The following is a 24,601-nucleotide window of genomic DNA, read 5'->3' as shown; positions in this document are numbered from 1 at the left end:
GCGTGGCAGTGGCGGGGGCGGGCGGCCGTCAGGGGTTGAGCTGCCGCTTGATCCTCGCCATCAACTCCCCCGCGTCCACGGGCTTGGTGACGTAGTCGCTGGCCCCGGAGGCCAGGCTCTTCTCCCGGTCGCCGATCATCGCCTTGGCGGTGACGGCGATGATCGGCAGGTCGACGTGGTCGGGCATGGCGCGGATCGCGGCGGTGGCCGCGTAGCCGTCCATCTCCGGCATCATCACGTCCATCAGGATCAGGTCGATCGCCGGGTGCGCGGTCAGCGTGTCGAGGGCGATCCGGCCGTTCTCGGCCTGGAGCACCGTCATGCCGTGCACCTCCAGGATGCCGGTGATGGCGTACAGGTTGCGGTCGTCGTCGTCGACGACGAGCACGGTGCGTCCGGCGAGCGACTTGTCGGCGTGCTGGCTGACCTCGACCGGCTCGTCCGCCCGGACCAGCGGCAGTACGTCGCCGGGCTGGTCCGCGCTCAGGTGCAGGGCGATGCGCTCGCGCAGCTCGTCGAGGCTGGAGATCAGCTCCAACGGCTGGGTGGCCGCGCGCTTCTGCAGGATCCGCTCCTGGTCCGTGCCGAGGCGGCGGTTGTTGTGGGCGAGCACGGGGACGCCGCGCAGCGCCGAGTCGCGGGCCATGTCCTCCAGGAACCTGAGCGCCGCGTCCTCCGGCAGGTCGAGTTCGAGGACGACGCAGTGGCAGGGGGCCGCGGCCAGCGCCTCGGCCGCCTCGTGGACGCCGACCGCCGCGGTGATCTCCACGGGCCCGCGCGGGTCACCGAGGGTGGGGTGCGCGGCCAGATCACCGACGGCGCTCTCGGCGACGAGCGAGAGCAGCCCGCGCGAACGCTCCTCCACCACCAACAGCCGCTTGGGCTGTACGGGTTCGGGGGCCGGCAGGATCGAGTGGCGCTGGTCGGGCTCGTCGACGGGCTCCTCCAGCGGCTCGGCCGCCGGGAGCGCCGGGCGGCCCGGCTGCACGGTGAACTCCGCGTAGTCGGGCCGGGCGACCGGCAGGTACAGGGTGAAGGTGCTGCCCTGTCCCAGGGTGCTCTCGGCGGTGATGGCGCCGCCCAGCAGGAACGCGATCTCCCGGCTGATGGAGAGCCCGAGCCCGGTGCCGCCGTACTTGCGGCTCGTCGTCCCGTCGGCCTGCTGGAAGGCGCCGAAGACGGTCTCCAGGTGCTGCGGCGCGATGCCGATGCCGGTGTCCGCGACGTGGAAGGCGATGACCGGGCCGCCGCGCCGCGCGGCCTCCGGTGCGAGTTGTTCGGCGAGCACCTCGATGCGCAGCTCCACGCCGCCCTTCTCGGTGAACTTGACCGCGTTGGAGAGCAGGTTGCGCAGCACCTGGCGCAGCCGGTAGTCGTCGGTGAGCAGCTCGGTGGGCAGGGTGGCGGGGGTCTTCACCGTGAAGGTCAGGCTCTTCTGGCTGGTGACCGGCCGGAAGGTGACCTCGATGTAGTCGAGGAGCTTGCGCAGCGAGATCCGCTCGGGACTGACGTCCATCTTGCCGGCCTCGACCTTGGACAGATCGAGGATGTCGTTGATGAGCTGGAGCAGGTCGGAGCCGGCCGAGTGGATGATGCCGGCGTACTCGACCTGCTTGGCGGTGAGGTTGCGGCTGGGGTTCTGGGCGAGCAACTGGGCCAGGATGAGCAGGCTGTTGAGCGGGGTACGCAGCTCGTGGCTCATGTTGGCGAGGAACTCGGACTTGTACTTCGAGGCCAGCGACAGCTGGTGGGCGCGGTCCTCCAGCTCCTGGCGGGCCCGCTCGATCTCCAGGTTCTTGGTCTCGATGTCACGGTTCTGCGCGACGAGGAGCTCCGCCTTCTCCTCCAACTCGGCGTTGGAGGACTGCAGTTCCTCCTGTCGGGACTGCAACTCCTGCGAGCGGACCTGGAGTTCGGCGGTGAGGCGCTGCGACTCGCCGAGCAGCTCGTCGGTGCGGGCGTTGGCGGTGATGGTGTTGACGTTGACGCCGATCGCTTCCATGAGCTGTTCGAGGAAGTCGCGGTGGATGGGCGTGAAGGCGTGCACGGTGGCGAGTTCGATGACGCCGAGCACCTGCTCCTCGACCACGATGGGCAGCACCATCAGGCAGACGGGCTCGGTGCTGCCGAGTCCCGAGGAGACCGTCACGTACCCGGGCGGGAGGTTGTCGACGGCGATGGTGCGCTTGCTGCGGGCCGCCTGGCCGACGAAGGACTCGCCGAGCCGGAAGCGGAATCCGAGGGTGGTGTCGGGGCGCGCGTAGGAGCCGACCAGGTTGAGGTAGACGCCCTCGCCGGTCTCCTCGGCGAGGTAGAAGGCGCCGTACTGTGCGGAGACCAGCGGGGTGAGCTCGTCCATGATGAGTTCGGCGACGACCGCGAGGTCCCGGCGGCCCTGCATGAGGCCGGAGATCCGCGCGAGGTTGGACTTGAGCCAGTCCTGTTCCTCGTTGGCCCGGGTGGTCTCGCGCAGCGACTCCACCATGAAGTTGATGTTGTCCTTGAGGTCGGCGACCTCGCCGGAGGCGTCGACGGTGATCGAGCGCGTGAGGTCGCCCTCGGCGACGGCCCCGGTGACCTCGGCGATGGCACGGACCTGGCGGGTCAGGTTGCCGGCGAGTTCGTTGACGTTCTCGGTGAGGCGCTTCCAGGTTCCGGAGACGCCCTCGACCTCGGCCTGGCCGCCGAGCCGTCCCTCGCTGCCGACCTCGCGGGCGACGCGGGTGACTTCGGCGGCGAACGAGGAGAGCTGGTCGACCATCGTGTTGATGGTCGTCTTGAGCTCCAGGATCTCGCCCCGCGCGTCCACGTCGATCTTGCGGGTCAGGTCGCCCTGGGCGACGGCGGTGGTGACCTGGGCGATGTTGCGGACCTGGCTGGTCAGGTTGTGGGCCATGAAGTTGACGTTGTCGGTGAGGTCCTTCCAGGTCCCCGCGACGTTGGGGACGCGGGCCTGGCCGCCGAGCGTGCCCTCGGTGCCCACTTCGCGCGCCACCCGGGTCACTTCGTCCGCGAAGGCGGACAGGGTGTCGACCATCGTGTTGATGACCCCGGCGAGCGCGGCGACCTCGCCCTTCGCCTCCACGTTGATCTTCTGCGAGAGGTCGCCCTTGGCGACGGCGGTGGCGACCTGGGCGATCGAGCGGACCTGGCCGGTGAGGTTGGACGCCATCACGTTGACGTTGTCGGTGAGGTCCTTCCACGTGCCGGACACGCCCCGCACGGTGGCCTGGCCGCCGAGGTTGCCCTCGGTGCCGACCTCGCGCGCCACCCGGGTCACTTCGTCGGCGAACGCGCCGAGCTGGTCGACCATCGTGTTGATGGTCTCCTTGAGTTCCAGGATCTCGCCCCGGGCGTCCACCCGGATCTTCTGCGAGAGGTCGCCCTTGGCGACCGCCGTCGTCACCTCGGCGATCGACCGGACCTGCGCGGTGAGGTTGTCGGCCATGACGTTGACCGACTCGGTGAGGTCGCGCCAGGTGCCCGACACGTCCCGTACGTCGGCCTGACCGCCGAGCCGCCCTTCGGTGCCGACCTCGCGTGCCACCCGGGTCACCTCCCCCGCGAACGAGGAGAGCTGGTCGACCATCGTGTTGATGGTGTCCTTCAGTTCGAGGACCTCGCCGCGCGCGGTGACCGTGATCTTCTGCGACAGGTCGCCCTTGGCGACGGCGGTGGCGACCTGAGCGATGGAACGGACCTGGGCCGTGAGGTTGCCCGCCATGAAGTTGACCGAGTCGGTCAGGTCGCGCCAGGTGCCGGAGACGCCCTTCACATCGGCCTGCCCGCCGAGGATCCCCTCGGTGCCGACCTCCCGCGCCATGCGCGTCACCTCGTCGGCGAACGCCGAGAGCTGGTCGACCATCGTGTTGACGGTGTTCTTCAACTCCAGGATCTCGCCCCGGGCGTCGACGGTGATCTTCTGCGACAGGTCGCCGCGCGCCACCGCGGTGGTCACCTGGGCGATGTTGCGCACCTGGTCGGTCAGGTTGCCCGCCATGAAGTTGACCGAGTCGGTCAGGTCGCGCCAGGTGCCGCCGACGCCGGGCACCTGCGCCTGGCCGCCGAGCCGTCCCTCGCTGCCGACCTCCCGGGCTACGCGGGTGACTTCGTCGGCGAACGCGGAGAGCTGGTCGACCATCGTGTTGACGGTGTTCTTCAGCTCCAGGATCTCGCCGCGGGCCGCCACATCGATCTTCTGCGACAGGTCGCCCCGCGCCACCGCCGTGGCCACCTGCGCGATGTCGCGCACCTGGCTGGTGAGGTTGCCCGCCATCGCGTTGACGGAGTCGGTCAGGTCCTTCCACGTACCGGAGACCGAGGGCACCTCGGCCTGGCCGCCGAGCCGGCCCTCGGTGCCGACCTCGCGGGCGACCCGGGTGACCTCCGACGTGAACAGCGAGAGCTGGTCGACCATCCCGTTGAAGACCGTGGCGATCTCACCGAGCAGACCGTCGGCCTCACCCGGCAGCCTCGTCCCGAAGTCGCCGTCGCGCACCGCGGTCAGACCGGCGAGGAGCTGCCGCAGCTCCGATTCGCCGACCTGGGCGGAGGCAGCCCCCGCGGATGTCCGCTGCTGAGCAATGCTGGATTTAGCCGAGCCGGCCATCGACCATCGCCTCCGTCACCTTCGCCGGGCCCACGACCCGTCACTCCCGCCCAGTCGGTGGGGCGCCGCGCCACGAAGACCCTCACGAGATCCCCACCGCACGTACACGCACCGCCGAGGAGGTTATCCCACCGCCCGGACGCCTCGGACCCGACCGGCCGAACTCCCGTGACCAGGCGGAGTCCGGGGCCGTGGGAGCCGGACCGGTAGGCTCGGGGGCGTTCACCACCCGAGCCGGCGCCGCGAAGAAGGGGACCTCGTGCCCGCATCCGACGTCCCTGGCGCGCGGCTCCCTGCGCCGCCCGGCGTGACGCACCTCTCCCCCGGCGCGTGCGCCGTGCCGGGGGTGCGCGCATGACCGGCGCCTTCGCGCTCCCGCCGGAGACGGGGGAGTTCCAGCATCCCGCGCTGTTCTACCGGGCCCTCGACGCGTACGTACGGGAGACGGCCGGATTCGTGCGGGACGCGCTGAAGGTGGAGGAGCCGGTGCTCGTCGCCGTGCCGCAGCCGCGCCTCGACGCCCTGCGCCAGGCGCTCGGCACGGACGCCGCCGCCGTCTCCTTCGCCGACATGACGGAGCTGGGCCGCAACCCCGGCCGCGTCCTCTCGGCGCTGGGGAGCTTCGCCGACCGGCACCCGGGGCGGCCCGCCCGGATCGTCGGCGAATCGATCTGGCCGGGCCGGCCGCCGGCCGAGACCGTCGAGGCGGTCCGCCACGAAGCCCTCGTCAACACCGCGTTCAGGGGCCGCCGGGCCACCGTCCTGTGCCCGTACGACATCGAGGCGCTGCCCCCGGCGGTGATCGCGGACGCCCGGCGCACGCATCCGGCGCTGATCGAGGACGGCCGGGCCCGGACCAGCTCCGCGTACACGGACCCCGCCGCCGTGTGCGCCGGCCTCGACCTGCCCCTGCCCGAGCCCGCCGCGGCCGAGGTGCGACTGGCGTACGCGGGCGGCCAGTTGCGGCAGGTGCGGGAGCGGGCGGACGCCTGGGTCCGGGGCACGGCCCTCGCTCCCCACCGGCGCGGAGACTTCGTCATCGCCGTCAACGAGGCCGCCGCCAACTCCCTTGCCCACGGCGGCGGGAGCGGCACCCTGCGGCTGTGGCGCACCGGCTCCGGCACGGCGGTGGCGGAGATCCGCGACGGCGGCCGCCTCACCGATCTGCTGGCGGGCCGCCACTGCCCGCCCCTGGCGTCCAGCCGGGGCGGCCGCGGCCTGTGGATGATCCACCAGCTCTGCGACCTGGTGGAACTCCGCACCGACACCGCGGGCCTCACGCTGCGGCTGCACATGAGGACTCAGGACGCCTGACCCGGGGAGCGCAGGGACGTTGCACGCGCCGGGGCGTGTGCGCCGTTGGTATTGAGGGTGTGTCAGATTCTGTATCTGGTCACGTGTGGAGTTTCTCCGCCGCGCTCGCACCGTCGCAGGCCAGAGTGTGCGCGTCCGGCCGAACCAGCGCCGGGCATCCGCACGATTCGGCACCCTCACGCTCGTGTTGAGGGCGCCGCGAATTAGGGGTTCACATGTCTCCTCGTTCCATCCGCCGCGTCGCCGCACTCGCCCTGGCCGCCGCGGGCCTCGCCACCGCGGCAGCCGTTCCCGCCACCGCGGCGGCCCGCCCGGCTCCGCACTCGCCCGTCGTCCTGGGCGCCATCCAGTACGACAGCCCCGGGCGTGACGACCGCTCGCAGAAGAGCCTCAACGCCGAGTGGGTCACGGTCACCAACACCGGCCGCGGCAGCGTGAACCTCAAGGGGTGGACCCTGACCGGCCGCCACCACCAGACGTACACCTTCCACGACCTGCGCCTCGGCGGCCACCAGTCGGTGCGGGTCCACACCGGCAAGGGCCACAACACCGGGCGCGACGTCTTCCAGGACCGGCGCGACTACGTGTGGGACAACCACATGGACACCGCGGTCCTGCGCGACCACCACAAGCACATCGTCGACACCAAGACGTGGCGCCACCGCTGAGCCGAGCGGAGCTCCTCGACCCGCACGTCGTGAGATGACCGGTGCCCGGCACCCCTCAGGGGGCGCCGGGCACCGGCCGTTGGTGTGGCTGCCACCGAACTACCACCCATAGGCGGGGTACTTGGGGGCGTCGCGCCGGATGCGCGAGGCCGCGTACTCGCCGAGGACGAGCAGTACGCAGGCGCCCGCGAGGAGCGGGATGAGGCTTTCCGGCGCGGGGTGGTGCAGTACGACGACGACCGGGGTGGCGCAGGCCGGTGCGTGCGGGGCGCGGGCGAGGAGGGTGAGCGCGTCATGTGCACGGTCTCTGGGCAGGCGGCGCTGGGCCGAGCGGGTCGACAGGGGCGGGAACGGTCGACACTGCGCGGAGCAGGTTCTGCGATCAGCAGAGACGGTGACCTTGCGCCGGCCCGGTGGGGCCGAACACAGTCCGCCGTTCATGTTGTCGAACGCGCCGGGCTCGGCCTCCGTGCCGTGGGCCGGCCCCGGTCGTCGGCACACCCGTCATGGACGTCAAGCCGTGGGGTGCGGAGTGCGGCCCCCTCGGGGCTGTGCGGCAGCCGGCGTGGGCGTCCGGTCTGATTTGGGGCTCCTACTGGGCGGGCCGTCGCCGGAACGCCGCCGGGCGGTCGGCGCCGCCGTGTCCCGGCACGCCGCCTGCGCCGTCAGGACGTACAGCAGGGCGAGGCTGATCAGCCAGTCCGTCACCGCGGAGAACTGGTTGAGCGTGAACTTGAAGGCCTGGCCGAGGAGCAGGTCCACCAGGAGCGCGGCGCGCAGGGTGCGCAGGGCGCTGTCCTGGTCGCGGCCCAGCAGGGCCGTGCCGCGCAGGGCGAGCACGAGGGAAGCGAGCGAGCACGCCAGGGCGCCGGCGATGGAGGTCCACTCCGTCTCGTGGGCGAGCGCGCCCGTGAGGCCGTCGACGGCGACCGCGACGAGCAGGAGCGCCGCCTGGAGCGTCGTGCCCCACGCCGCGATCCGGACGAGCTCCCGGCGTCCCGACACCCGGGTGCCCAGCCATGCGCGGGCCCGTCGGACCGCCTCGTGGTGCGGGCCGGGTCGCGGGGCCGGAGCGTCCGGGACCGCTTCGATGAGGGCCGCCAGAGCCGCCTCCACCTCGCCGGCCGGGGCGCCCGTGCCGCGCAGACGGCGCAGCGCCTCCTGCCGTTCGCGCGGGGTGAGACCGCACAGGACGCCGTGCAGCGCGATGTCCGCGGCGGCGGCCGAGCCGAGCGCGCCGGGGGCCCGCTCCCGGTCCGTACGCGTGCGGCGCGCCACCCACCAGACGAGGCCGGTCAGCGCGGCGAACGTCAGATAGATGATCCCGGCGGCCGGCCGGTAGAAGTAGCCGACATCGGCGACCTGTTTGCCGACCTCGTCGATGAAGAGGCCGAAGCCGACACCGCCGACGAGCGCGCCGCGCTGCCGGGAGGCGACTCCGGTGAAGACGAGCATGACCAGGAGCCCCGCCAGCATCAGCAGCCCGCCCCACAGCATGTGCGAGATGTGCAGCCTGCTGGTTCCCGCCCCTCCCCCGAGCTTGGGGTAGCCGGTCGCGGCGAGGAAGGCGCGGGTCGCCAGGACGGTGACGATCCCGGCCAGGACGAAGAGCCGCAGGTGCGCCGCGGCGCTCGCGGTCCGCAGGAGTCCGTTGGTCACATGCGTACGGGGCATGGTTCGAGCGTCGCCGCTGCGGGCCGCCCGATCCATGGGGGCAGCCCCCTTCTCCCCCGACGGGCTGACACCACCGTGCAGTTGGGGGCCAGGCGGTGGGCGCCCCTGCCGTCCGGCCCTCGGCGGCGTCCGGGCGTGCCCGACGCGCGTGAGGGGCGGAAGGCCGGCGCGCCCTCCGCCGTCCTCAGCCCTGCCTCGCGGGCACCGCGTCCCGGGCGCGGATGCGCCGGCTGAGGAAGAGCGCCGCGCGGTCCAGCGCGTCGTCGGCCTCTTCCAGGACCCCGGCGAAGGCCTGGAAGACGTGCGGGACGTCGGCGACCACGTCGAGGACGACGTCCACTGCGGCTTCCCGCGCCCGCGCGGCCAGACGGGTGGAGTCGTCCAGGACGATCTCGTTGCTGCCCGACTGCAGGAGCATCGGCGGGAATCCGGTCAGGTCGGCGAGGACGGCGGGGCTCAACAGCGGCTGCCACGGGTCCTGGCCCGCGAGGTACATGGCCCCGGTGTGCAGGAGGCCCTCGCGGGTGAGGTACGGGTCGACGTCGGCCTTGTCGTCCATGCTGGGCCCGGTGCGGGTCATGTCGAGCCCCGCGGAGAACGTGACGATCGCGGAGGGCAACGGCAGCCCGGCGTCGCGGGCGGCCAGGCAGGTGGTGACGGCGAGACCGCCGCCCGCGGAGTCCCCGGCGAACACGATGGCCGACGGGTCCTCGCCGCCGTCCAGGAGGGCGCGGTACGCGTCGAGCGCGTCCTCGATCGCTGCGGGGAACGGATGCTCGGGCGCGAGCCGGTAGTCGAGCGAGAGCGCCCTGACCCCGGTGCGGCTCACCAGGTTCCCGGTCAGCGACAGCGCCGTCCGCGGCGAGCCGACCACATAGGAGCCGCCGTGGAAATAGAGGATCGTCCCGGGTTCCGGCGCACCGGACGGCTCGACGAGCAGCGCGGGGCGGGACCCGAGCGTCGTGGGGCGGGTGCGTATCCCCGACGGGACGATCATCTCCGCCATCATCGCCCGGAACCCGGCCCGGAGCCGCTCCACCGACGGAGGCCCGTCGGACGCACCGGCCTCCGCCGACGCGTCCCGCTGCGAACGCCGGATCATCGCGTCGAGTTCCGCGCGCTGTTGCCTGCTCATGGTCGCCTCCATCACAAGTGCATGCCAAGGAAATATATGCCCAGGAATCTAGGTTAGAATATATGCCATGGCATCCAAGTCAAGCGACGGGGAACTCGACCTCCCGGCCCTCTTCGCCGATCTCGTCCGCTGCGAGACCCGTCTCTACAACGCGCTCAACGACCGCCTTCGCGAGGCCCACGGGATCGTCGCGTCGCAGTTCGAGTTCCTGCGCTTCCTGCGCGAACACCCCGGCTCGCGGGTGGCGGAGCTCGCCGTCGAGTTCGCCATCGGGATCGGGGCGAGCAGCAAGGGGGTCGACCGCCTGGAGAAGCAGGGGTGGGCCGAGCGGCGGCCCCACCCCTCGGACCGCCGTTCGTCGCTCCTGCACCTGACCGACGACGGCCTGCGGCTCACCGAGGCCGCGGAGGTGACGTTCACCCAGACGCTGGCCGAGCTGACAGCGGGCGCCCTCGACGGCCCCGCGGGCCCGGCCGTCGCAGGCGCCCTCGCCCAGCTGCGCTCCGCCCTGGAACGCGAGCAGATCGGCCTGCCCACGGGGTGACACCCCCCGTGCCCACGAGCCGGGCCGGGTGCGTGCGACCGGGAACGGGCCGGGGGCGCGCGGCCCGGTACGGGGGCCGGGCGGAGGCCTGCCGCGCCCGCCCTCCCCCTCCGGACCACCCGCACCCCGGTGCGGAAGGGGGACGCCACCGGTCAGTTGAGCGCCGCCGCGAAGGCACCGGCCTCGTACGAACCTCCGCGCTGGTGCACGATCACGGCCAGCCGGTTGGCCGCGTTGATCAGGGCCACCAGGCAGACCAGGGCGGCGATCTGGTCGTCGTCGTAGTGCTTGCGCACCTGCGCCCAGGTCTCGTCCGAGACGCCCTGGTGCGCGTCCGCGAGCCGGGTGCCCTCCTCGGCGAGGGCGAGCGCGGCCTGCTCGGCCTCGCTGAACACCGTCGACTCGCGCCAGGCGGCGACCAGGTGGAGCCGCACCGCCGTCTCACCCGCGGCCGACGCCTCCTTGGTGTGCATGTCGATGCACCAGCCGCAGCCGTTGATCTGGCTGGCCCGCAGGGAGACCAGCTCCTGGGTCGAGGCCGGCAGGGGCGACTGCTGGATCACCATGCTCGCGTTGGCGAAGCGCTTGGTGAACTTCGCGGCGATCTCGTTCTCGAAAAGGTTGAATCGCGCGTCCATGATCTCGTCCTTACTCGTAGCAGCTCATAGCGTTGCGCTGGACGAACACAAGATGCCGACGCCCCGATCGCTGTGACAGGCCCACGATGTGACGTGAACCACAGCTCACGGATGTCACAGAGCACCGGCGAGCGGCGTCTGGTGGGCGTTACAGGGGAGAGCGACAGGCGAGGAGCAACCGGTGAACAGCGAGCACAGTGAGAGCGCCGCGGAGTCGGCCGGGCAGGCCGTCCCGGGCGACAGCAACAGCACCGGCGGCGGCGACAGCGTCGGAGCCGGCGCCGGCCCTGCGACCGAGGCGTTCGTGGCCCACCGCAATCTGCTGTTCACGGTGGCCTACGAGATGCTCGGCTCGGCCGCCGACGCCGAGGACGTCCTCCAGGAGACGTGGCTGCGGTGGTCCGGGGTCGATCTCGCCGAGGTACGGGACCGGCGCGCCTATCTGGTCCGGATCACCACGCGGCAGGCGCTGAGCCGGCTGCGCACGCTCGGCCGCCGCAAGGAGTCCTACGTCGGCACCTGGCTGCCCGAGCCGCTGCTCACCGCACCGGACGTGGCCGACGACGTCGAGCTGGCCGACAGCGTCTCGATGGCGATGCTGCTGGTGATGGAGACGCTCACGCCGACCGAGCGGGCGGTGTTCGTGCTGCGTGACGTGTTCGCCCTGGAGTACGAGGAGATCGCGCGGGCCGTCGACAAGAGCCCGGCGGCGGTCCGCCAGGTCGCGCACCGGGCGCGGGCGCACGTCACGGCGCGGCGGCCGCGCGGCGCCGTGTCCGCCTCCGAGACCAAGGACGCGCTCACCGCGTTCCAGCGGGCCACCGACACGGGTGACCTCCAGGGCCTGTTGGACATCCTGTCGCCCGATGTCGTCCTCCTCGGCGACGGCGGCGGGATCAGGCAAGCGGTGCTGCGGCCGGTGGTCGGAGCGGACAAGGTGGCCCGCCTGCTGGCCCACGGTCTGGGCAGGATCGCCACGTCGTCGCTGCGGCCGGCCCAGGTCAACGGCTGGCCGGCGCTGGTCGTGCACCTCGACGGCGATGTCGACACCGTCGTGGCGCTGCGCATCGACGAGGGCCTGGTCACCGGGATCTACGCGGTACGCAACCCCGAGAAGCTGTCCCACATGCACCACCAGGCCACCCTCCTGCGCCGCTGAGCCCCGGCCTCGGCTACTCCCCGTCGACGTACTCCGCGACCAGGCCGGCGAACTCCTCCGGGGTCATGAGGGGCACGCCCAGGTCCTCGGCCTTGGCGCGCTTGGAGCCCGCGCCCTCACCGGCCACGACGAGCGTGGTCCGCTTGGAGACGCCGGACGACGCCTTGCCGCCGGCGCGTTCGATGAGCTCGTTCATCTGGTTGCGCGACAGCTTCTCCAGGCTGCCGGTCATGGCGCCGGTGACGACGACCGTCCTGCCGGTGAGCGGGCCCCCGTCGCCGGCCGGTTCGGCCTGTGCGCCGTCGATCGCGGGCGGGGTCGCACCGGGCTCGGTCATGTTGACCCCGGCGGCCGTCAACTTGGCTATCAGCGGGCCGAGTTCGGCGAGTTCGTCCACGATCACCCGCGCCTTCTCCGCGCCGATGCCGTCGACCCGCTGGATCGCCTCGGCATCGGCGGAGCACAGCTCGGCCATGGTGGCGAAGTGCCGGGCGAGACGGCGCGATATGGAACGTCCGGTGCCCCGCACCCCCAGCGCGGCCAGCACCCGGGACAGCGGCCGGTCCTTGGCGGCGCCGATGGCGGCCAGGAGGTTGTCGGTGCTGGTCTCGCCCATGCGCTCCAGGGACAGGAGGTGCTCACGGGTCAGGGTGAAGAGGTCGGCCACATCGGCGGCGAGGCCCGCGTCGACGAGCTGGACGACCCGGGTCGCACCCAGGCCCTCGATGTCGAGCTGATCGCGGCCGACGGCGTACGAGATCGAGGCGACCACATGGCAGGCGCGGCCCCGCACACAGCGCCAGCGCTGCTCACTCGTATCGATCTCCGATCCGCACTGCGGGCACACGTCGGGGAAGGCAATCGGCTGTTCCGCACCGGTCCGCAGATGCGCGACGGGGGCTTCGACGCGGGGAATGATGTCGCCCGCCTTGTAGACCATCACCCGGTCACCGACGCGCAGGTCGCGTCGGGTGATGTCGGCGGGGTTGTGGAGCGTCGCGTAGGTGACGGTGCTCCCGTCGATCCGGACGGGTTCGAGCACCGCGCGCGGCGCGATGATCCCGGTGCGGCCCACGTTCCACTCCACGGCGAGCAGGGTGGTCACCTTCTCCACCGCGGGCAGCTTGAAGGCGATGGCCCAGCGCGGCGCGCGGGAACCGGACCCGGCGTCGCGCTGGTCGGCCGCGCTGTCGGCCTTGATGACGACCCCGTCGATCCCGAAGGGCAGCTCGGCCCGCAGCCCGGCGATCTCCGCCACCCGCTCCAGCGCCTCCTGCGCGGTGGCGGCCGTGCGCGGCGGCACGGCCGTGTCCGCGGCGGTGTGCACGCCGAGCGCCGCCGCGCGGGCGAGGATCTCGGTGTGGGTGGACTCCCGCAGCTGGGCGGCCAGTTCCTGCGAGGTGGCGGGCAGCGGCAGGGCGCCGTAGCAGAAGAAGGTCATCTCCACCGTGTACGCGCGGTCCTTGGCGCGCAGCGAACCGGCCGCCCCGTTGCGCGGGTTGACGAACGGAGCGCCACCATGGGCGACCCGCACCGCGTTGGCCTGCTCGAACTGCTCGGTGGTCATGAGGACTTCACCCCGCACTTCGAGGGTGACGGGCTCGGCGAGCGACTCGGGCAGCCCCCGGATCGCGCCGATGGCATGCGACACGTCCTCACCTGCGCTGCCGTCGCCGCGGGTGACCAGCTGGACCAGGCGCCCGTCCCGGTAGCGGGCGGCCATGGCGAGGCCGTCGAGCTTCGGCTCCACGCTCCACCCGGCGACCGGCCGCCCGGTGCGGCGCTCCACGGAGGCGGTCCAGGTGATGAACTCCTCCGGGGAGAACACGTTGTCCAGGGACAGCATCGCCACCGTGTGCGGTACGTCGCCCACCGCGGCGCCGCCCGCCACCTTGCCGCTCGGGGAATCCGGCAGCACCCGGTCCGGGTGGGCCGCTTCGTACGCCGCGACCGCGCGCACCAGGCGGTCGTACGCGTCGTCGTCCAACGCGCTCTCGCCCGTGGCGTAGTAGGCACCCGCGGCCGCGACCGCGGTCTCGACCGCCGCGGCGTAGGCAGCGTCGTCCGCGAGGACTCCAGCAGATCCAGCAAGTGTCGTCATGTCGAACATCCTGCCGGGCACCACTGACAACGCCCCCGGGACGCCGCTGCCGCGGCGGTCGTACCCCTGCGGGCCGCCCCCGTACCCCTGCGGGCCGGCGCGCTACACCCGGCCGCGGGCCATGTCGATCAGGCGGTCGAGCACCCGTCCGCCGCTGACCTTGAGACCGTCGTGCTCCCACTCGTTGGTGACCCAGGCCCGCAGCCCGCCCACGGCGTCGGCGGTGGCGAGGGAGTCTGCGGTGTCGACGTACATGTCGTCGTGGTAGACGGCGGCGAACACCGGAACCCGGTTGGCCGCGAGGGCGTCGTGGTCGTACAGGTCGGGCCAGTCCCTGCGCCGGGCGAGGAGGTCGGCCGTCTCGCGCAGCGGGCGCAGCGCGGGGTCGGTGTCGAACATCCAGGGGTAGATCATCTCGCCGGTGAACCGCACGGGCGCGCCGTCCGCCAGGGCCTTGGCCGCGTCGAAGCCGGGGAACTCGGCGCGTACCCGCTCGGCGGCCCAGCCGGTCGGCCCCGGGTCCACCGACCGCTGGCCGTAGATGGATTCGTGCAGCACGGCGTAGAGCGGGCCGTCGGCGAACGAGAGCTTCGACTGGGCGCCCGCCAGGAAGGTGTCGGAGAGTTCGGGTCCCGCGGCGCCGTGGACCCAGGCGTCCTCCAGCAGGTAGTGCAGGAGGTCGGAGCCGTTGCCGGAGCCGAGCATCAGACCGAGCGCCTGGAAGGCTTCGACGGTCAGGGTGCCGCCGTCGGGCAGCCGGGCGGGCGCGGCGAGCAGGTGCTCGGCCACCCGCCGGGCCGCCTCGACGTCCTGCGGGTAGCGCGCGTAGTGCGCGGCGTTCTTGCGGGCGACCCGGGGGTAGGCCGCCCGGTACACGTCCGCCGCGCTGCTGCGCAGGCCCGCGAGGCCGCCGGTGACCAGCGCCTCGCGCAGCCCCTCGGGGGCGAGCGAGAGGTAGGTGAGCGTGCAGAAGCCGCCGAAGCTCTGCCCGAGCAGGGTCCATCGCCCCTGGTCGCCGAGGAGCCGGCGCCGGATCAGTTCGGCGTCGCGGACGATCGAGTCGGCGCGGAAGTGGCAGAGGTAGGCGGCCTGTTGGGCCGCGTCGCCGCGCTGGGGCAGGGTCTGGCGGTTGGCCGGGGTGGAGCGTCCGGTGCCGCGCTGGTCGAGGAGGAGGACCCGGTAGTCCTCCAGGGCCCGGTCGAGCCAGCCGTCCCGGCCCAGCGGCCTGCCCACACGTCCGCCGGGGCCGCCCTGGAGGTAGAGCAGCCAGGGAAGTTCGGCGTTCTCCTTCCCGGCGGCGACGACCTCGCGGGCGTACACCTCGATCTGCTCGCCCCCCGGCACGTCGTGGTCCAGCGGCACCTGGAAGAGATGGTCGGCCAGGACGACACCCGGCTGTCGGAACACGGCGGACATGAAGCTCCCTCGTCTACGGTCTGTGCTCGTGCGGCGGTCCCGTCCCGGCCCCGCCCGGTACGGGCTGCGCCCCCTGCGTACCGTAAGGGAGGGGGCCTGCCGCGGTTCGGGCGGCCCGTGGTGTACGAAGTGCTACGTGACCGAAGAGAATCAGCCGCCGACCGTCCGCGTCTTCATAGCGCTCGCCCCGCCCGACGAGGCGAAGGACGAGCTGGCCAGGGCGCTGGGGCCGGCGTACGAGGCGTATCCGCGGCTGCGCTGGAACCGCATCGAGGACTGGCACATCACCCTGGCGTTCCTCGGTGAACTCCCGGCCACGACCACCCCGCTCCTGCGCCCGCCGCTCGCCGGGCTGGCGCGGTCCCGGCGCCCGCTGCGGCTGTCGCTGCGCGGCGGCGGCCACTTCGACGAGCGGGTGCTGTGGAGCGGCATCGAGGGCGAGGTCGAGGAGCTGCACCGGCTCACCGCCGATGTCCGCGATGTCGTCAAGGAGTGCGGCGTCGTCTTCGAGGACCGTCGCTTCCGGCCCCATCTGACCCTCGCCCGCGCGCGCCGCGACGACGTGTCCAGTGTGCTGGAGGCGGCCGGGGGACTCGCCGGGTTCACCGGCGGTTCGTGGCCCGCCGCACGGCTGCATCTCGTCGCGAGCAATGTCGCCCGGGGCCCGGGGCCGATCCGCTACCGGTCCATCGCGACGTGGGACTTCACCGGCGGGCTCTGACACCCGGTCGTCCTTCCGGCCCCGCCCCGGCCCCGGGGCCGCCCGGATCCGTTCAACGCCCTTTCCGGAGCGGGGAGTTCAGCGCGCGCCGAGCAGATGGTCCAGGGCCAGCTGGTCGAGGTGCTCGAAGGCCATGCCCCGCTCCCCCGCCGCCTCGACGTCGAACTCCTCGAAGGCGGTACGGTCGCCGAGCAGCCCCGCGAGGCCGTCCTCGGCGGTGGACCGGGCGAGGTCGTCCAGGCGGGCGGCGCGCAGCGCCTCGCGTACCTCGGGGTCGGCACGGAACGCGGCCGAACGCTCTTTCAGGATCAGGTAGTTGCGCATGTTGCCGGCCGCCGACGCCCAGACGCCCGCGATGTCCTCGGTGCGCGGCGGCTTGAAGTCGAAGTGCCGGGGGCCGGTGTAGTCGGAGGATTCCAGGAGGTCCACCAGCCAGAACGCGTCGCGCAGATTGCCCGACCCGAAGCGCAGGTCCTGGTCGTACTTGATGCCGGACTGGCCGTTGAGGTCGATGTGGAAGAGCTTGCCCGCCCACAGGGCCTGGGCGATGCCGTGGGTGAAGTTGAGGCCGGCCATCTGCTCGTGCCCGGTCTCGGGGTTGACGCCGAACAGTTCGGGCCGTTCCAGGCGCTCGATGAAGGCGAGGGCATGGCCGATGGTGGGCAGCAGGATGTCGCCGCGCGGCTCGTTGGGCTTGGGCTCCACGGCGAAGCGCAGATCGTAGCCCTGCTCGGTGACGTACTGGCCGAGCAGGTCGAACGCCTCCTTCATCCGGTCGAGAGCGACGCGTACGTCCTTGGCCGCGCCGGTCTCGGCGCCCTCGCGGCCGCCCCAGGCGACATAGGTGCGGGCGCCGAGCTCGACGGCCAGGTCGATGTTGCGCAGGGTCTTGCGCAGCGCGTACCGGCGGATGTCGCGGTCGTTGGCGGTGAACGCCCCGTCCTTGAAGACCGGATGGGTGAAGAGGTTGGTGGTGGCCATCGGCACGGCCATGCCGGTGGCGTCGAGGGCCTGCCGGAAACGCTTGACGCGTGCTGCGCGCTCCGTGTCCGGGGCGCCGGACGGGATCAGGTCGTCGTCGTGGAAGGTGACGCCGTACGCGCCGAGGTCGGCCAGGCGGCGCACGGACTCGACGGGGTCGAGGGGCGGCCGGGTGGCGTCGCCGAACGGGTCGCGCCCCTGCCAGCCCACGGTCCACAGCCCGAAGGAGAACTTGTCGTCAGGGGTCGGGGTGAAGCGCTGGGTCATGCTCGTCGCCGCCTTCGTGCGGGCCTGTCCGACGATCGCCGGAGCCATTTGTTTGCTGAGTTACCAAATAGGGGTCCACCAAATACTGCACGATCGTGGCGGCTTCCGTAACCCCGTCCTGTCGCCTAGGTTGGTCGAGCCCTTTTTGTCGCCCCCGATTGCAAATGGCAAGCCGCAGGAGAGGTGCCCCGGATGCCGCACGACCCGGTCGTCATCGGTGTGGACAGTTCCACCCAGTCCACCAAAGCCCTGTTCGCCGACGCCGCCACCGGCAGGACGCTCGCTGTCGCACGCGCCCCGCACCGCGTCACCGGCTCCGGCGGCGCCCGGGAGAGCGATCCCGAGGAGTGGTGGCGGGCCCTGTGCGAGGCCGTCACGACGGGGCTGGAGGAGTCGGGCGTCCCGGCGTCCGCCGTGCGCGGCATCGCGGTCGCCGGGCAGCAGCACGGCCTCGTGGTCCTGGACCGGGACGGGCGGCCGCTGCGGCCCGCCCTGCTCTGGAACGACACCCGCTCCGCCCCGCAGGCCACGGCGCTCACCGGGAGGCTCGGCGGCCCGCGCGCCTGGACCGAGCGCACCGGATCGGTGCCCGTCGCCGCGGTGACCGCCGCCAAATGGGAGTGGCTGCGCGAGAACGAGCGGGCGACGGCCGGGCGCTGCGCGGCCGTCCGGCTGCCGCACGACTTCCTCACCGAACGGCTCGCCGGTGTCGCCGTGACCGACCCCGGTGACGCGTCGGGCACCGGCTGGTACTCCACGGCCACCGGTGCGTACGACCGCGAGATCCTCCAACTCCTGGGCCTGGAAGCGGAGTTGTTGCCCACGGTGGCCGATACCGGCGCCACCCGCGTCGGAGCTCTCACCGCTTCCGCCGCCGACGCCCTCGGGCTGCCGCCCGGCGTCGCGGTGGCCGCGGGCACCGGTGACAACATGAGCGCCGCCGTGGGGCTCGGGCTGGGCGGCGCCGGACTCCTGGACCACCCCGTGCTCAGCCTCGGCACCTCGGGCACGGTCTTCGCCGCGACCCGCAACCGCCCCGCCGACCCGGCCCTGAGCGGCTTCGCCGCCGCCGACGGCACCCATCTGCCCCTGGCCTGCACCCTGAACTGCACGCTCGCCGTCGACCGCATCGCCGGGCTGCTCGGCCTCGACCGGGACGACGCGGCGCCGGGCGGCGAGGCGGTCCTGCTGCCCTACCTCGACGGCGAGCGCACCCCGGACCTTCCGGCCGCCTCGGGGCTCCTCACCGGCCTGCGCCACGCCACCACGCGGCAGCAGCTCCTCGGCGCCGCCTACGAGGGCGCCGTCGTCACCGTCCTGCGCGCCCTGGACGAGGTCCTGCGTGCCTGCGGGCTCGACCCCGCGGCCCCCGAGGTCGCGGCCCGGCCGCTGCGCCTCATCGGCGGCGGCGCCAGGGGGCGCACCTGGGTCGAGACGGTGCGCCGCCTGTCCGGGCGCCCCCTCGTCGTCCCGGCCGGCACCGAACTCGTGGCGGTCGGCGCGGCCGCTCTCGCCGAAGCCGCCGTCTCGGGGGCCGATCCCGTCTCCGTCGCGACCGCGTGGGGAGCCGGAGAAGGGAGCGAACTGCCTGCCGTGGAAAGGGACTTGGCGTCCTGGGAACGCATCGTCTCGGTGCTCGACGGCGCCGGAGCGACGTTGCTCGGCGGACCGTAGCCCCGGCGCGCCGTCCGGGAGGACGCGCGCGGCGACCCGATCCGGCCAGAGGCGGAGGGTGACAGTGCCCTCGTCATCGACGCCTTGGCCGCGGGCCCGCCGCCGTCACCTTGTCCGAAACTCGCACCATTACGGAACGTCACAGACGTGAGATCCTCAGATCATCGGGGCATGAGGACTACCAGGGGGTTTTCCACACGCCCCCACTTCGCGCCCCGCGCGAGGGTCACGGAGAGTGAAAATCCTTCGGATGCTGACGCCGTTCAAGCACCGGGGCTCAAGAGACAGGCAGGCACGACGTGGGCGCAGACGAACTCGCCTTCTGGCTGCGGGCGCGCACCGTGGGCGGCACCATCATCATCGAACTGCACGGCGAGCTGGACATGCTGGCCCAGGGCGAACTGGGCCCGCGCATCCACGCCCTGGTGTGCCGGGAAGCCACCGAAGCGATCCTGGATCTGCGGGCGGTGACCTTTCTCGACGCCGGCGGCATCCGGCTGCTCCTCGCGGTACGCGACCAGGTGGCGCGGCGGGGCGGGTCGCTGCGGCTCATACGCGGCGCTCCGCGCATCGCGCAGGTGCTGAGGATCGTCCGCCTCGACACCGCGTTCACCATGCTCGACGCACTCCCCCGTACGCTCGCCGAGGGCGCCGACGCCGATCTCGGCATCAGACCCTCCGTCTAGCGGCCCGGCCGGCAGAACCCGGCCGCCGTGGCTACACCTTCCGTGCCGGGTCCTGGAGGGCCCGGACAAGTCCGGCCACCAGGTTCGCCCGCCCGGCCATGGTGTCCACCACCACGTATTCGTGGTCGGCATGGGCGCCGCCGCCGACCGCCCCGAGCCCGTCGAGGGTCGCCACGCCCAGGGCCGCGGTGAAGTTGCCGTCGCTTCCGCCCCCGACCGCCCTGCCTTCGAGACCGGGAACCAGCCGCTCGGCCATCGCGAACAGCGTGGCGGACGCGGACCGGGGCATCGGAGGCCGCCCCACCTCCCCCTCGACCCTGATCCTCGCCCCGTCGAGGTGCGGGGTCAGCGCGGCGAAGGCGGCTTCGATCCGCTCCTTCTCCTCGGCCGACTCGACCCGTACGTCCACGACGACGGTGGCTCCGGCCGGCACGACGTTGTCCAGGGTGCCGGCCGACGCGACGGTCGGGGTGACCGTCGTGCCGAGCTCCGACCGGCCGAGCGCCACGATGTCCAGGACCTGGTGCGCCGCCTCGACCAGGGCGTTCACCCCGGCCTCCGGCTCGAGACCGGCGTGCGAGGCCCGGCCCTCGACGAAGACCTGGAACGTGCCGCAGCCCTTGCGCCCGGTCTTGACGCCTCCCCCGTCGGCCGCGCCCTCGGCGACCAGGACCGCCCCGCAGGCCAGGGCCCGTTCCTCGATGAGCGCGCGTGAGGCGCGGGAGCCGACCTCCTCGTCGGCGGTCACCAGGATCTCGACGCCCGAGCGGTCCGCCAGGGCCGCCACTCCGTGAATGGCCTGGACGAGCCCGCCCAGCATGTCGAAGACGCCCGGTCCGCTCACGTGCCCGTCCGCGACCCCGAACGGGCGGCGCGCCAGGGTGCCGAGCGGGAAGACCGTGTCGTGGTGGCCGAGGATCAGCACCGCGGGCTCGCCCCCGCCCGACCAGTGGACGTGCGGCCCGGCCTCGCTCTCCACCAGCACCGCACGGCCGCCGAGGCGATTCTCGATGACCGCGGCGACGGCCTCGGCCGACGCCTTGAGGGCGACGAGATCGCGCGAGGGCGACTCCACCTCCACGAGGGTCCTGAGGTCCTCGATCATCGCGTCCACACTCACCGGGGCCGTCTCGCGCATCGTCATGCGGCCAGGTTAGTGAAGGCTCACGCGGCCGCTCCGGCCAGGTCGCCGCCCGTACCACTGCGAAAAGGACATGTCGATACCGCCGTGCAGCGGGTACTCGTCCAGAGAGGCCCCGAGAGCGGCGACGTACGGCATGCAGAGGTGAGTGATGTGACCGCACCCGAGAACGGGACCACCCCGGAGGGCCGGGCGGTACGAGACGGCGGGAGCACGATGATCGGCGTGCGGCACCGCACCGATGTGGACCTGGCGCTCAAGTATCTGAACGCACGCTCCCAGACACCCGCGCAGTTCGCCCTCGGGGTGGCCGCCGCGTACAACTGGGCGACCGGCCGCGCCCCCCGCGCCCCCGTCACGGGCTCCTCCGCCCGGCACCACGTCCCCGATCTGCGCCTGCTCACCGCCGAGGTGGACGCGGCCGTGGTCCAGCTCGAAGACCCCACCACGCAGCGGGGCGCCCGGGACTTCACCCGCGGTGTGCACGACGGGCTCGCGTGGGTGTGCGGCTACAGCGACCAGCGGATCTGAGCACTCCCCGCCCGCCCTCGCCGTCCGCCCTCGCCGTCCGCCGCCCCGGGGTGCCGGACGCCCGTCGTCGCGCTCAGGACGCGTCGGTACGGGAGAAGACGTGCTCGTCCAGGATCAGCCCGATCGCGACGGCGACCGGGATCGCGACCAGGGCGCCGACGATGCCGAGCAGCGCGCCGCCGAGCAGCACGCCCACGACCGTGACCAGCGGGTGGACGTCGACGGCGAACCGCATCACGCGCGGCACGATCAGGTAGTCCTCGGCGACGCGGAAGGCGACGTAGAAGCCGGCCGTGGCGAGGGCGACGGGCAGCGAGACCGACAGCGCCACGAGGCTGACGACGAAGCCGCCGATGGTGGTGCCCACGATGGGGATGAGGTCCATCAGGGCGATGAAGACGCCGAGCGCCGCGGGATAGGGCACGCCGAGGGCCACGCACCACAGGAACGAGGCGAGACCCGCGATCACCGAGGTGACGACGTTGCCGAGCATGTACCGGCCCACCCGGTTGAGGATCTCGTCGGTCACCTCCTGGGTGTGCGGGCGTCTGCTGGCCGCGACGAAGCGCAGGCAGAACCGCTTGAGGGACGGCAGGAAGGCCATCACGTACACCGTGACGACCATGACGACGACCGCCGAGGTCACCGCGCCCACCACGACCCGGCCCGCGCCGAGCAGCCCGCCCGCGAGGCCGGCTGCCCCGCCGGACGAGAACTGCTGCTTGATCTTGTCGAGGACGTGGTAGCGGTCCTCGAACCTGCCGAGCGTCGAGTTGTGGTCGTGTACTTCGCGCAGCCAGCCGGGCACCGCCTTGACCAGGGCGTTGACCTCGTCGCTCACCGGCGGGACGACCAGCGCGAGGAACCCGGCGAACAGCCCGAGCAGGGCGACCAGGACGACGAGCACGGCCCCGACCCGGCGCACCCGGTGCCGGGTGAGCCAGGCGACGACGGGTTCGAGTGCGAGCGCGATGAACACCGCGAGCAGCAGGAGCGTCAGGAGGCTGCCGACCTCCAGGACGGTCTGGACCGTCAGCCACGCCAGCGTCGCGCCGAGGCCGAGCCCGAAGCCGACGGCGATCCACGAGCGTCCGCCCACCACGACTCTTCGTGCGGCACGCCCGCCCCGTGCGCCCGCCGGGCCCACGGAGGACCGCTCGGCGGGCTCGGGGCCGCCGTCGTCAGGCCGGGCCGTGGTCACCGCGGTCCCTCGGTCCGCCGGGCGCGGGTGAGGCGCAGGCCTGCGATGCGTGCATCTGCCAGTACCCCTCTTCGAGGCCGCCGGAGCCGGTCCCTTTAGGCGTCGGTCCGGTCAGGTGTTCCGCTTCGACCCTAGCCAGGTATCGCTCGCCCGGCCTTGTCTGCCGGTCCCGGTGCCCGCCATCCGGCTGAGGTCCGGCGGCACGCCGATGGTGAGGGGCGAGGGCGGGTGCCGACCGCGGTGGCGCTCTTCCACCCCGTCGGGTGATTGACGTGTGATCTTCCGGGTACTGGTCGAGCCCGGAAGGGCCGTTCCCCACAGGGGTGTTCACGGGGTGCTCCCCGACGGCCCCGGCACAGCGCGCCGTCGTCGGAGCGCCGGCCGGCGGTGCTTTCATGAACGGGCCACGAGCGGGCCACGGGCGAGTCGGGAACGGGCCCTCAATGGGCCGAAGCGCTGATGACGGGTCGGGTGTCGAGGTGATGCAGGGATGGGACGCGCAGCGGCCGTGACCGCGGAAGTGCTCGCATGGTGGGTGGTCCTGACGGGCGGATGGCTCGTCCTCATCAGCACGGTCAGCGCCCTGGAATGGCTGGTCGGAGCATCGGCCGCGCTACTGGCCGCGGTCGCCGCTGCGGCGGCGCGCCGGGCGACGAGCGGCTGGTGAACGGCTGGCTCGTGGCCGCGACCGCCGTGCTCGCCGCCGGGTTCGGGCCCGTGGTGTGGGGGGTGTCGACCGGTCCGCTCGACCGCCGTGTCGTGGCGCAGAACTTCGGCACCTCGGTGGTGTGTCTGGTCATGCTGCTGCTCGCCCAGGCCTACTCCCGGCCGTCGTACGTCGATCTCGCGCTCGTCCTCGCCGTGCTCGGCCCCGCGGGCACGCTGGTGTACGCCCGGCTGCTCGCCGATGACCTGGAGGGTGATCCGCCGCACTCCGATCTCCTGACGGTGCTCGCCGCTTCGGCCACCGTGGTGGTCGTGGTGGCGGCGTGCGCGGCCACCGGTCCGGGCCGCGCGACGGTGAAGCTGGTCCTGACCGGGGTGCTGCTCGTCGCCGGGAACGTGATCGCCTCCCGCGCCCTGTCGGGTGGCTTCCCCGCGCCGGACGGGGGCGGCGGACAGTGACCGACGCCCTGATCCTGGTCTCGCTCCTGCTGGTCGCCGCCTCGGCGACGGCGGCCGTGCTGGTGCGCGATCCGGCCCGCCAGGCGTTGGTGCTCGCCGTGCTCGGGCTGGCTCTCGCCGTGCTGTTCACCGTGTTCCAGGCACCCGACGTGGGGCTCTCGCAGCTGGCGGTGGGTTCGGCCCTCACCCCGCTGCTCATCCTGTTGTCCGTCCGCAAGGTGCGGCGGCGCGGACGGCGCGAGGACGGTGAGCGGTGAGCCGCCGGATGCGCCTGTGGGTGCTCGCGACGGGCGGCCTCGGTGTCGCCGCGCTGTTCGTCGCGGCGTATCTGCGGCTGCCGCGCTTCGGCGGCGCGAGCCACCCCTACGGGGAGCGCGCCGTGGCCGCGGCGCTCTCGCGGCACACCGCCAACGTCATCTCCTCCGTCAACTTCGATCTGCGGGCCTTCGACACCCTGGGCGAGGAGAGCATCCTGTTCGCGGCGGTGCTCGGCACGGTGGTGCTGCTGCGTCAGACCCGTGACGAGCGGGAAGTCGCGCCCGCCCCGGAGAGGGTCGCGCCCGCCGTACGGCGCTACGCGCTGATCATGCTGCCCGTCGCGCTCCTCACCGGTCTGTACGTCGTCGCACACGGGCAGCTCAGCCCCGGCGGCGGCTTCCAGGGCGGGGTGGTCGTGGCGACCGCGCTGCATCTGCTCTACATCGGGGCCGACTACCGCGCCCTGGAACGGATCCGGCCGGTCGGCATCTACGAGGTGGGCGACGCGGCGGGCGAGGGCGCCTACCTCGTCATCGGTGTCGCCGCGATGGTCCAGGGCTCGGCGTTCCTCGCCAACACCCTCCTTCCGTACGGGACGTTCAACACGCTGGCGTCGGGCGGCACGGTGCCGCTGCTCAACGCGGCGGTCGGCATGGAGGTCGCGAGCGCCGTGGTGGTGCTGCTCGCCCACTTCCTCGACCAGGCCGTCGAGATCGAGGACTCCGGCACGGCACAGGGCAAGGACGGATCATGAGCGG

At 72.7% G+C, this 24,601-nt stretch carries 22 protein-coding genes; 12 read left to right on the top strand and 10 right to left on the bottom strand.

The genetic code is table 11. The features are described from left to right. Nucleotides 1-28: 28 nt before the first annotated feature. Nucleotides 29-4,609 carry a HAMP domain-containing protein gene (locus OOJ98_RS28300; protein ID WP_267057881.1) on the bottom strand — a complete coding sequence of 1,527 codons (4,581 nt, stop codon included), beginning with the start codon at nt 4,607-4,609 and terminating at the stop codon, nt 29-31. A gap of 354 nt (nt 4,610-4,963) precedes the next feature. Between OOJ98_RS28300 and OOJ98_RS28295 the strand changes: the two genes are divergently transcribed. Together OOJ98_RS28295 and OOJ98_RS28290 are read left to right on the top strand one after the other, a co-directional pair. After that, complete coding sequence (locus OOJ98_RS28295) at nt 4,964-5,923, top strand: sensor histidine kinase (protein WP_267057880.1); 960 nt, start codon at nt 4,964-4,966, stop codon at nt 5,921-5,923. Between the two features lie 215 nt (nt 5,924-6,138). Next, nucleotides 6,139-6,591 carry a lamin tail domain-containing protein gene (locus OOJ98_RS28290; protein WP_267057879.1) on the top strand — a complete coding sequence of 151 codons (453 nt, stop codon included), beginning with the start codon at nt 6,139-6,141 and terminating at the stop codon, nt 6,589-6,591. A gap of 99 nt (nt 6,592-6,690) precedes the next feature. Here OOJ98_RS28290 and OOJ98_RS28285 read toward each other — a convergent pair whose 3' ends face one another. The 3 genes from OOJ98_RS28285 to OOJ98_RS28275 form a co-directional block, all read right to left on the bottom strand. Next, nucleotides 6,691-7,092 (bottom strand): HPP family protein, encoded by a 402-nt coding sequence (locus OOJ98_RS28285; protein WP_267057878.1) that lies wholly within the window; start codon nt 7,090-7,092, stop codon nt 6,691-6,693. 12 nt (nt 7,093-7,104) lie between these two features. Next, nucleotides 7,105-8,265 carry a hypothetical protein gene (locus tag OOJ98_RS28280; RefSeq protein WP_267057877.1) on the bottom strand — a complete coding sequence of 387 codons (1,161 nt, stop codon included), beginning with the start codon at nt 8,263-8,265 and terminating at the stop codon, nt 7,105-7,107. Nucleotides 8,266-8,449: 184 nt separating this feature from the next. Next, nucleotides 8,450-9,400: an alpha/beta hydrolase gene (locus tag OOJ98_RS28275; RefSeq protein ID WP_267057876.1), complete on the bottom strand. Its 951-nt coding sequence runs from the start codon at nt 9,398-9,400 to the stop codon at nt 8,450-8,452. Nucleotides 9,401-9,467: 67 nt separating this feature from the next. On the opposite strand from OOJ98_RS28275, the gene OOJ98_RS28270 reads away from it, so the two are divergent. Next, a complete protein-coding gene (locus OOJ98_RS28270) occupies nt 9,468-9,944 on the top strand; it encodes a MarR family winged helix-turn-helix transcriptional regulator (RefSeq protein WP_267057875.1) in 477 nt (158 codons plus the stop codon). 152 nt (nt 9,945-10,096) lie between these two features. Here OOJ98_RS28270 and OOJ98_RS28265 read toward each other — a convergent pair whose 3' ends face one another. Next, a complete protein-coding gene (locus tag OOJ98_RS28265) occupies nt 10,097-10,582 on the bottom strand; it encodes a carboxymuconolactone decarboxylase family protein (protein WP_267057874.1) in 486 nt (161 codons plus the stop codon). Nucleotides 10,583-10,763: 181 nt separating this feature from the next. Between OOJ98_RS28265 and OOJ98_RS28260 the strand changes: the two genes are divergently transcribed. After that, nucleotides 10,764-11,741 carry an RNA polymerase sigma-70 factor gene (locus OOJ98_RS28260; protein WP_267057873.1) on the top strand — a complete coding sequence of 326 codons (978 nt, stop codon included), beginning with the start codon at nt 10,764-10,766 and terminating at the stop codon, nt 11,739-11,741. Nucleotides 11,742-11,754: 13 nt separating this feature from the next. Here the strand turns inward: OOJ98_RS28260 and ligA are convergent, their stop codons facing one another. Both ligA and OOJ98_RS28250 read right to left on the bottom strand, forming a co-directional pair. After that, nucleotides 11,755-13,842, bottom strand: a complete 2,088-nt coding sequence (gene ligA, locus OOJ98_RS28255) for an NAD-dependent DNA ligase LigA (protein WP_267057872.1) — start codon at nt 13,840-13,842, stop codon at nt 11,755-11,757. 102 nt (nt 13,843-13,944) lie between these two features. Beyond that, nucleotides 13,945-15,258: an alpha/beta fold hydrolase gene (locus tag OOJ98_RS28250; RefSeq protein ID WP_267057871.1), complete on the bottom strand. Its 1,314-nt coding sequence runs from the start codon at nt 15,256-15,258 to the stop codon at nt 13,945-13,947. A 136-nt stretch (nt 15,259-15,394) separates the two neighbouring features. On the opposite strand from OOJ98_RS28250, the gene thpR reads away from it, so the two are divergent. Next, nucleotides 15,395-15,979: an RNA 2',3'-cyclic phosphodiesterase gene (thpR, locus tag OOJ98_RS28245; protein WP_267057870.1), complete on the top strand. Its 585-nt coding sequence runs from the start codon at nt 15,395-15,397 to the stop codon at nt 15,977-15,979. A gap of 78 nt (nt 15,980-16,057) precedes the next feature. On the opposite strand, the gene xylA is transcribed toward thpR, so the two are convergent. Continuing rightward, nucleotides 16,058-17,227, bottom strand: coding sequence for a xylose isomerase (gene xylA, locus OOJ98_RS28240; protein ID WP_267058269.1), 1,170 nt, complete (start codon nt 17,225-17,227; stop codon nt 16,058-16,060). A 192-nt stretch (nt 17,228-17,419) separates the two neighbouring features. Here xylA and xylB point away from each other — a divergent pair, with 192 nt between their 5' ends. Both xylB and OOJ98_RS28230 read left to right on the top strand, forming a co-directional pair. Then, a complete protein-coding gene (gene xylB / locus OOJ98_RS28235; RefSeq protein ID WP_267057869.1) occupies nt 17,420-18,901 on the top strand; it encodes a xylulokinase in 1,482 nt (493 codons plus the stop codon). Between the two features lie 299 nt (nt 18,902-19,200). Beyond that, nucleotides 19,201-19,587 carry an STAS domain-containing protein gene (locus OOJ98_RS28230; RefSeq protein ID WP_267057868.1) on the top strand — a complete coding sequence of 129 codons (387 nt, stop codon included), beginning with the start codon at nt 19,201-19,203 and terminating at the stop codon, nt 19,585-19,587. 31 nt (nt 19,588-19,618) lie between these two features. Here OOJ98_RS28230 and OOJ98_RS28225 read toward each other — a convergent pair whose 3' ends face one another. Next, nucleotides 19,619-20,731, bottom strand: coding sequence for a M20 family metallopeptidase (locus OOJ98_RS28225; protein WP_267057867.1), 1,113 nt, complete (start codon nt 20,729-20,731; stop codon nt 19,619-19,621). Between the two features lie 150 nt (nt 20,732-20,881). Here OOJ98_RS28225 and OOJ98_RS28220 point away from each other — a divergent pair, with 150 nt between their 5' ends. Next, the gene (locus OOJ98_RS28220) at nt 20,882-21,259 is read left to right on the top strand and encodes a hypothetical protein (RefSeq protein WP_267057866.1); all 378 of its coding nucleotides are present in this window, start codon (nt 20,882-20,884) and stop codon (nt 21,257-21,259) included. Nucleotides 21,260-21,332: 73 nt separating this feature from the next. Here the strand turns inward: OOJ98_RS28220 and OOJ98_RS28215 are convergent, their stop codons facing one another. Further along, entirely contained in the window at nt 21,333-22,460 is a 1,128-nt protein-coding gene (locus OOJ98_RS28215; protein ID WP_267057865.1) for an AI-2E family transporter, read from the bottom strand. Nucleotides 22,461-22,950: 490 nt separating this feature from the next. On the opposite strand from OOJ98_RS28215, the gene OOJ98_RS28210 reads away from it, so the two are divergent. The 4 genes from OOJ98_RS28210 to mbhE are packed head-to-tail and all read left to right on the top strand — an operon-like array spanning nt 22,951 to nt 24,597. Then, nucleotides 22,951-23,127, top strand: coding sequence for a hypothetical protein (locus OOJ98_RS28210; protein WP_267057864.1), 177 nt, complete (start codon nt 22,951-22,953; stop codon nt 23,125-23,127). Next, nucleotides 23,124-23,585 (top strand): MrpF/PhaF family protein, encoded by a 462-nt coding sequence (locus OOJ98_RS28205; RefSeq protein ID WP_267057863.1) that lies wholly within the window; start codon nt 23,124-23,126, stop codon nt 23,583-23,585. The genes OOJ98_RS28210 and OOJ98_RS28205 overlap by 4 nt, the downstream gene beginning before the upstream one ends. After that, nucleotides 23,582-23,842 carry a hydrogenase subunit MbhD domain-containing protein gene (locus OOJ98_RS28200; RefSeq protein ID WP_267057861.1) on the top strand — a complete coding sequence of 87 codons (261 nt, stop codon included), beginning with the start codon at nt 23,582-23,584 and terminating at the stop codon, nt 23,840-23,842. The genes OOJ98_RS28205 and OOJ98_RS28200 overlap by 4 nt, the downstream gene beginning before the upstream one ends. Continuing rightward, nucleotides 23,839-24,597, top strand: a complete 759-nt coding sequence (mbhE, locus tag OOJ98_RS28195; RefSeq protein ID WP_267057860.1) for a hydrogen gas-evolving membrane-bound hydrogenase subunit E — start codon at nt 23,839-23,841, stop codon at nt 24,595-24,597. Before OOJ98_RS28200 ends, mbhE begins: the two co-directional genes overlap by 4 nt. Nucleotides 24,598-24,601: the final 4 nt, after the last annotated feature.

Source organism: Streptomyces sp. NBC_00083 (assembly GCF_026343295.1).
GTDB lineage: Bacteria > Actinomycetota > Actinomycetes > Streptomycetales > Streptomycetaceae > Streptomyces.
This window is presented reverse-complemented; position numbering and strand designations above follow the sequence as displayed.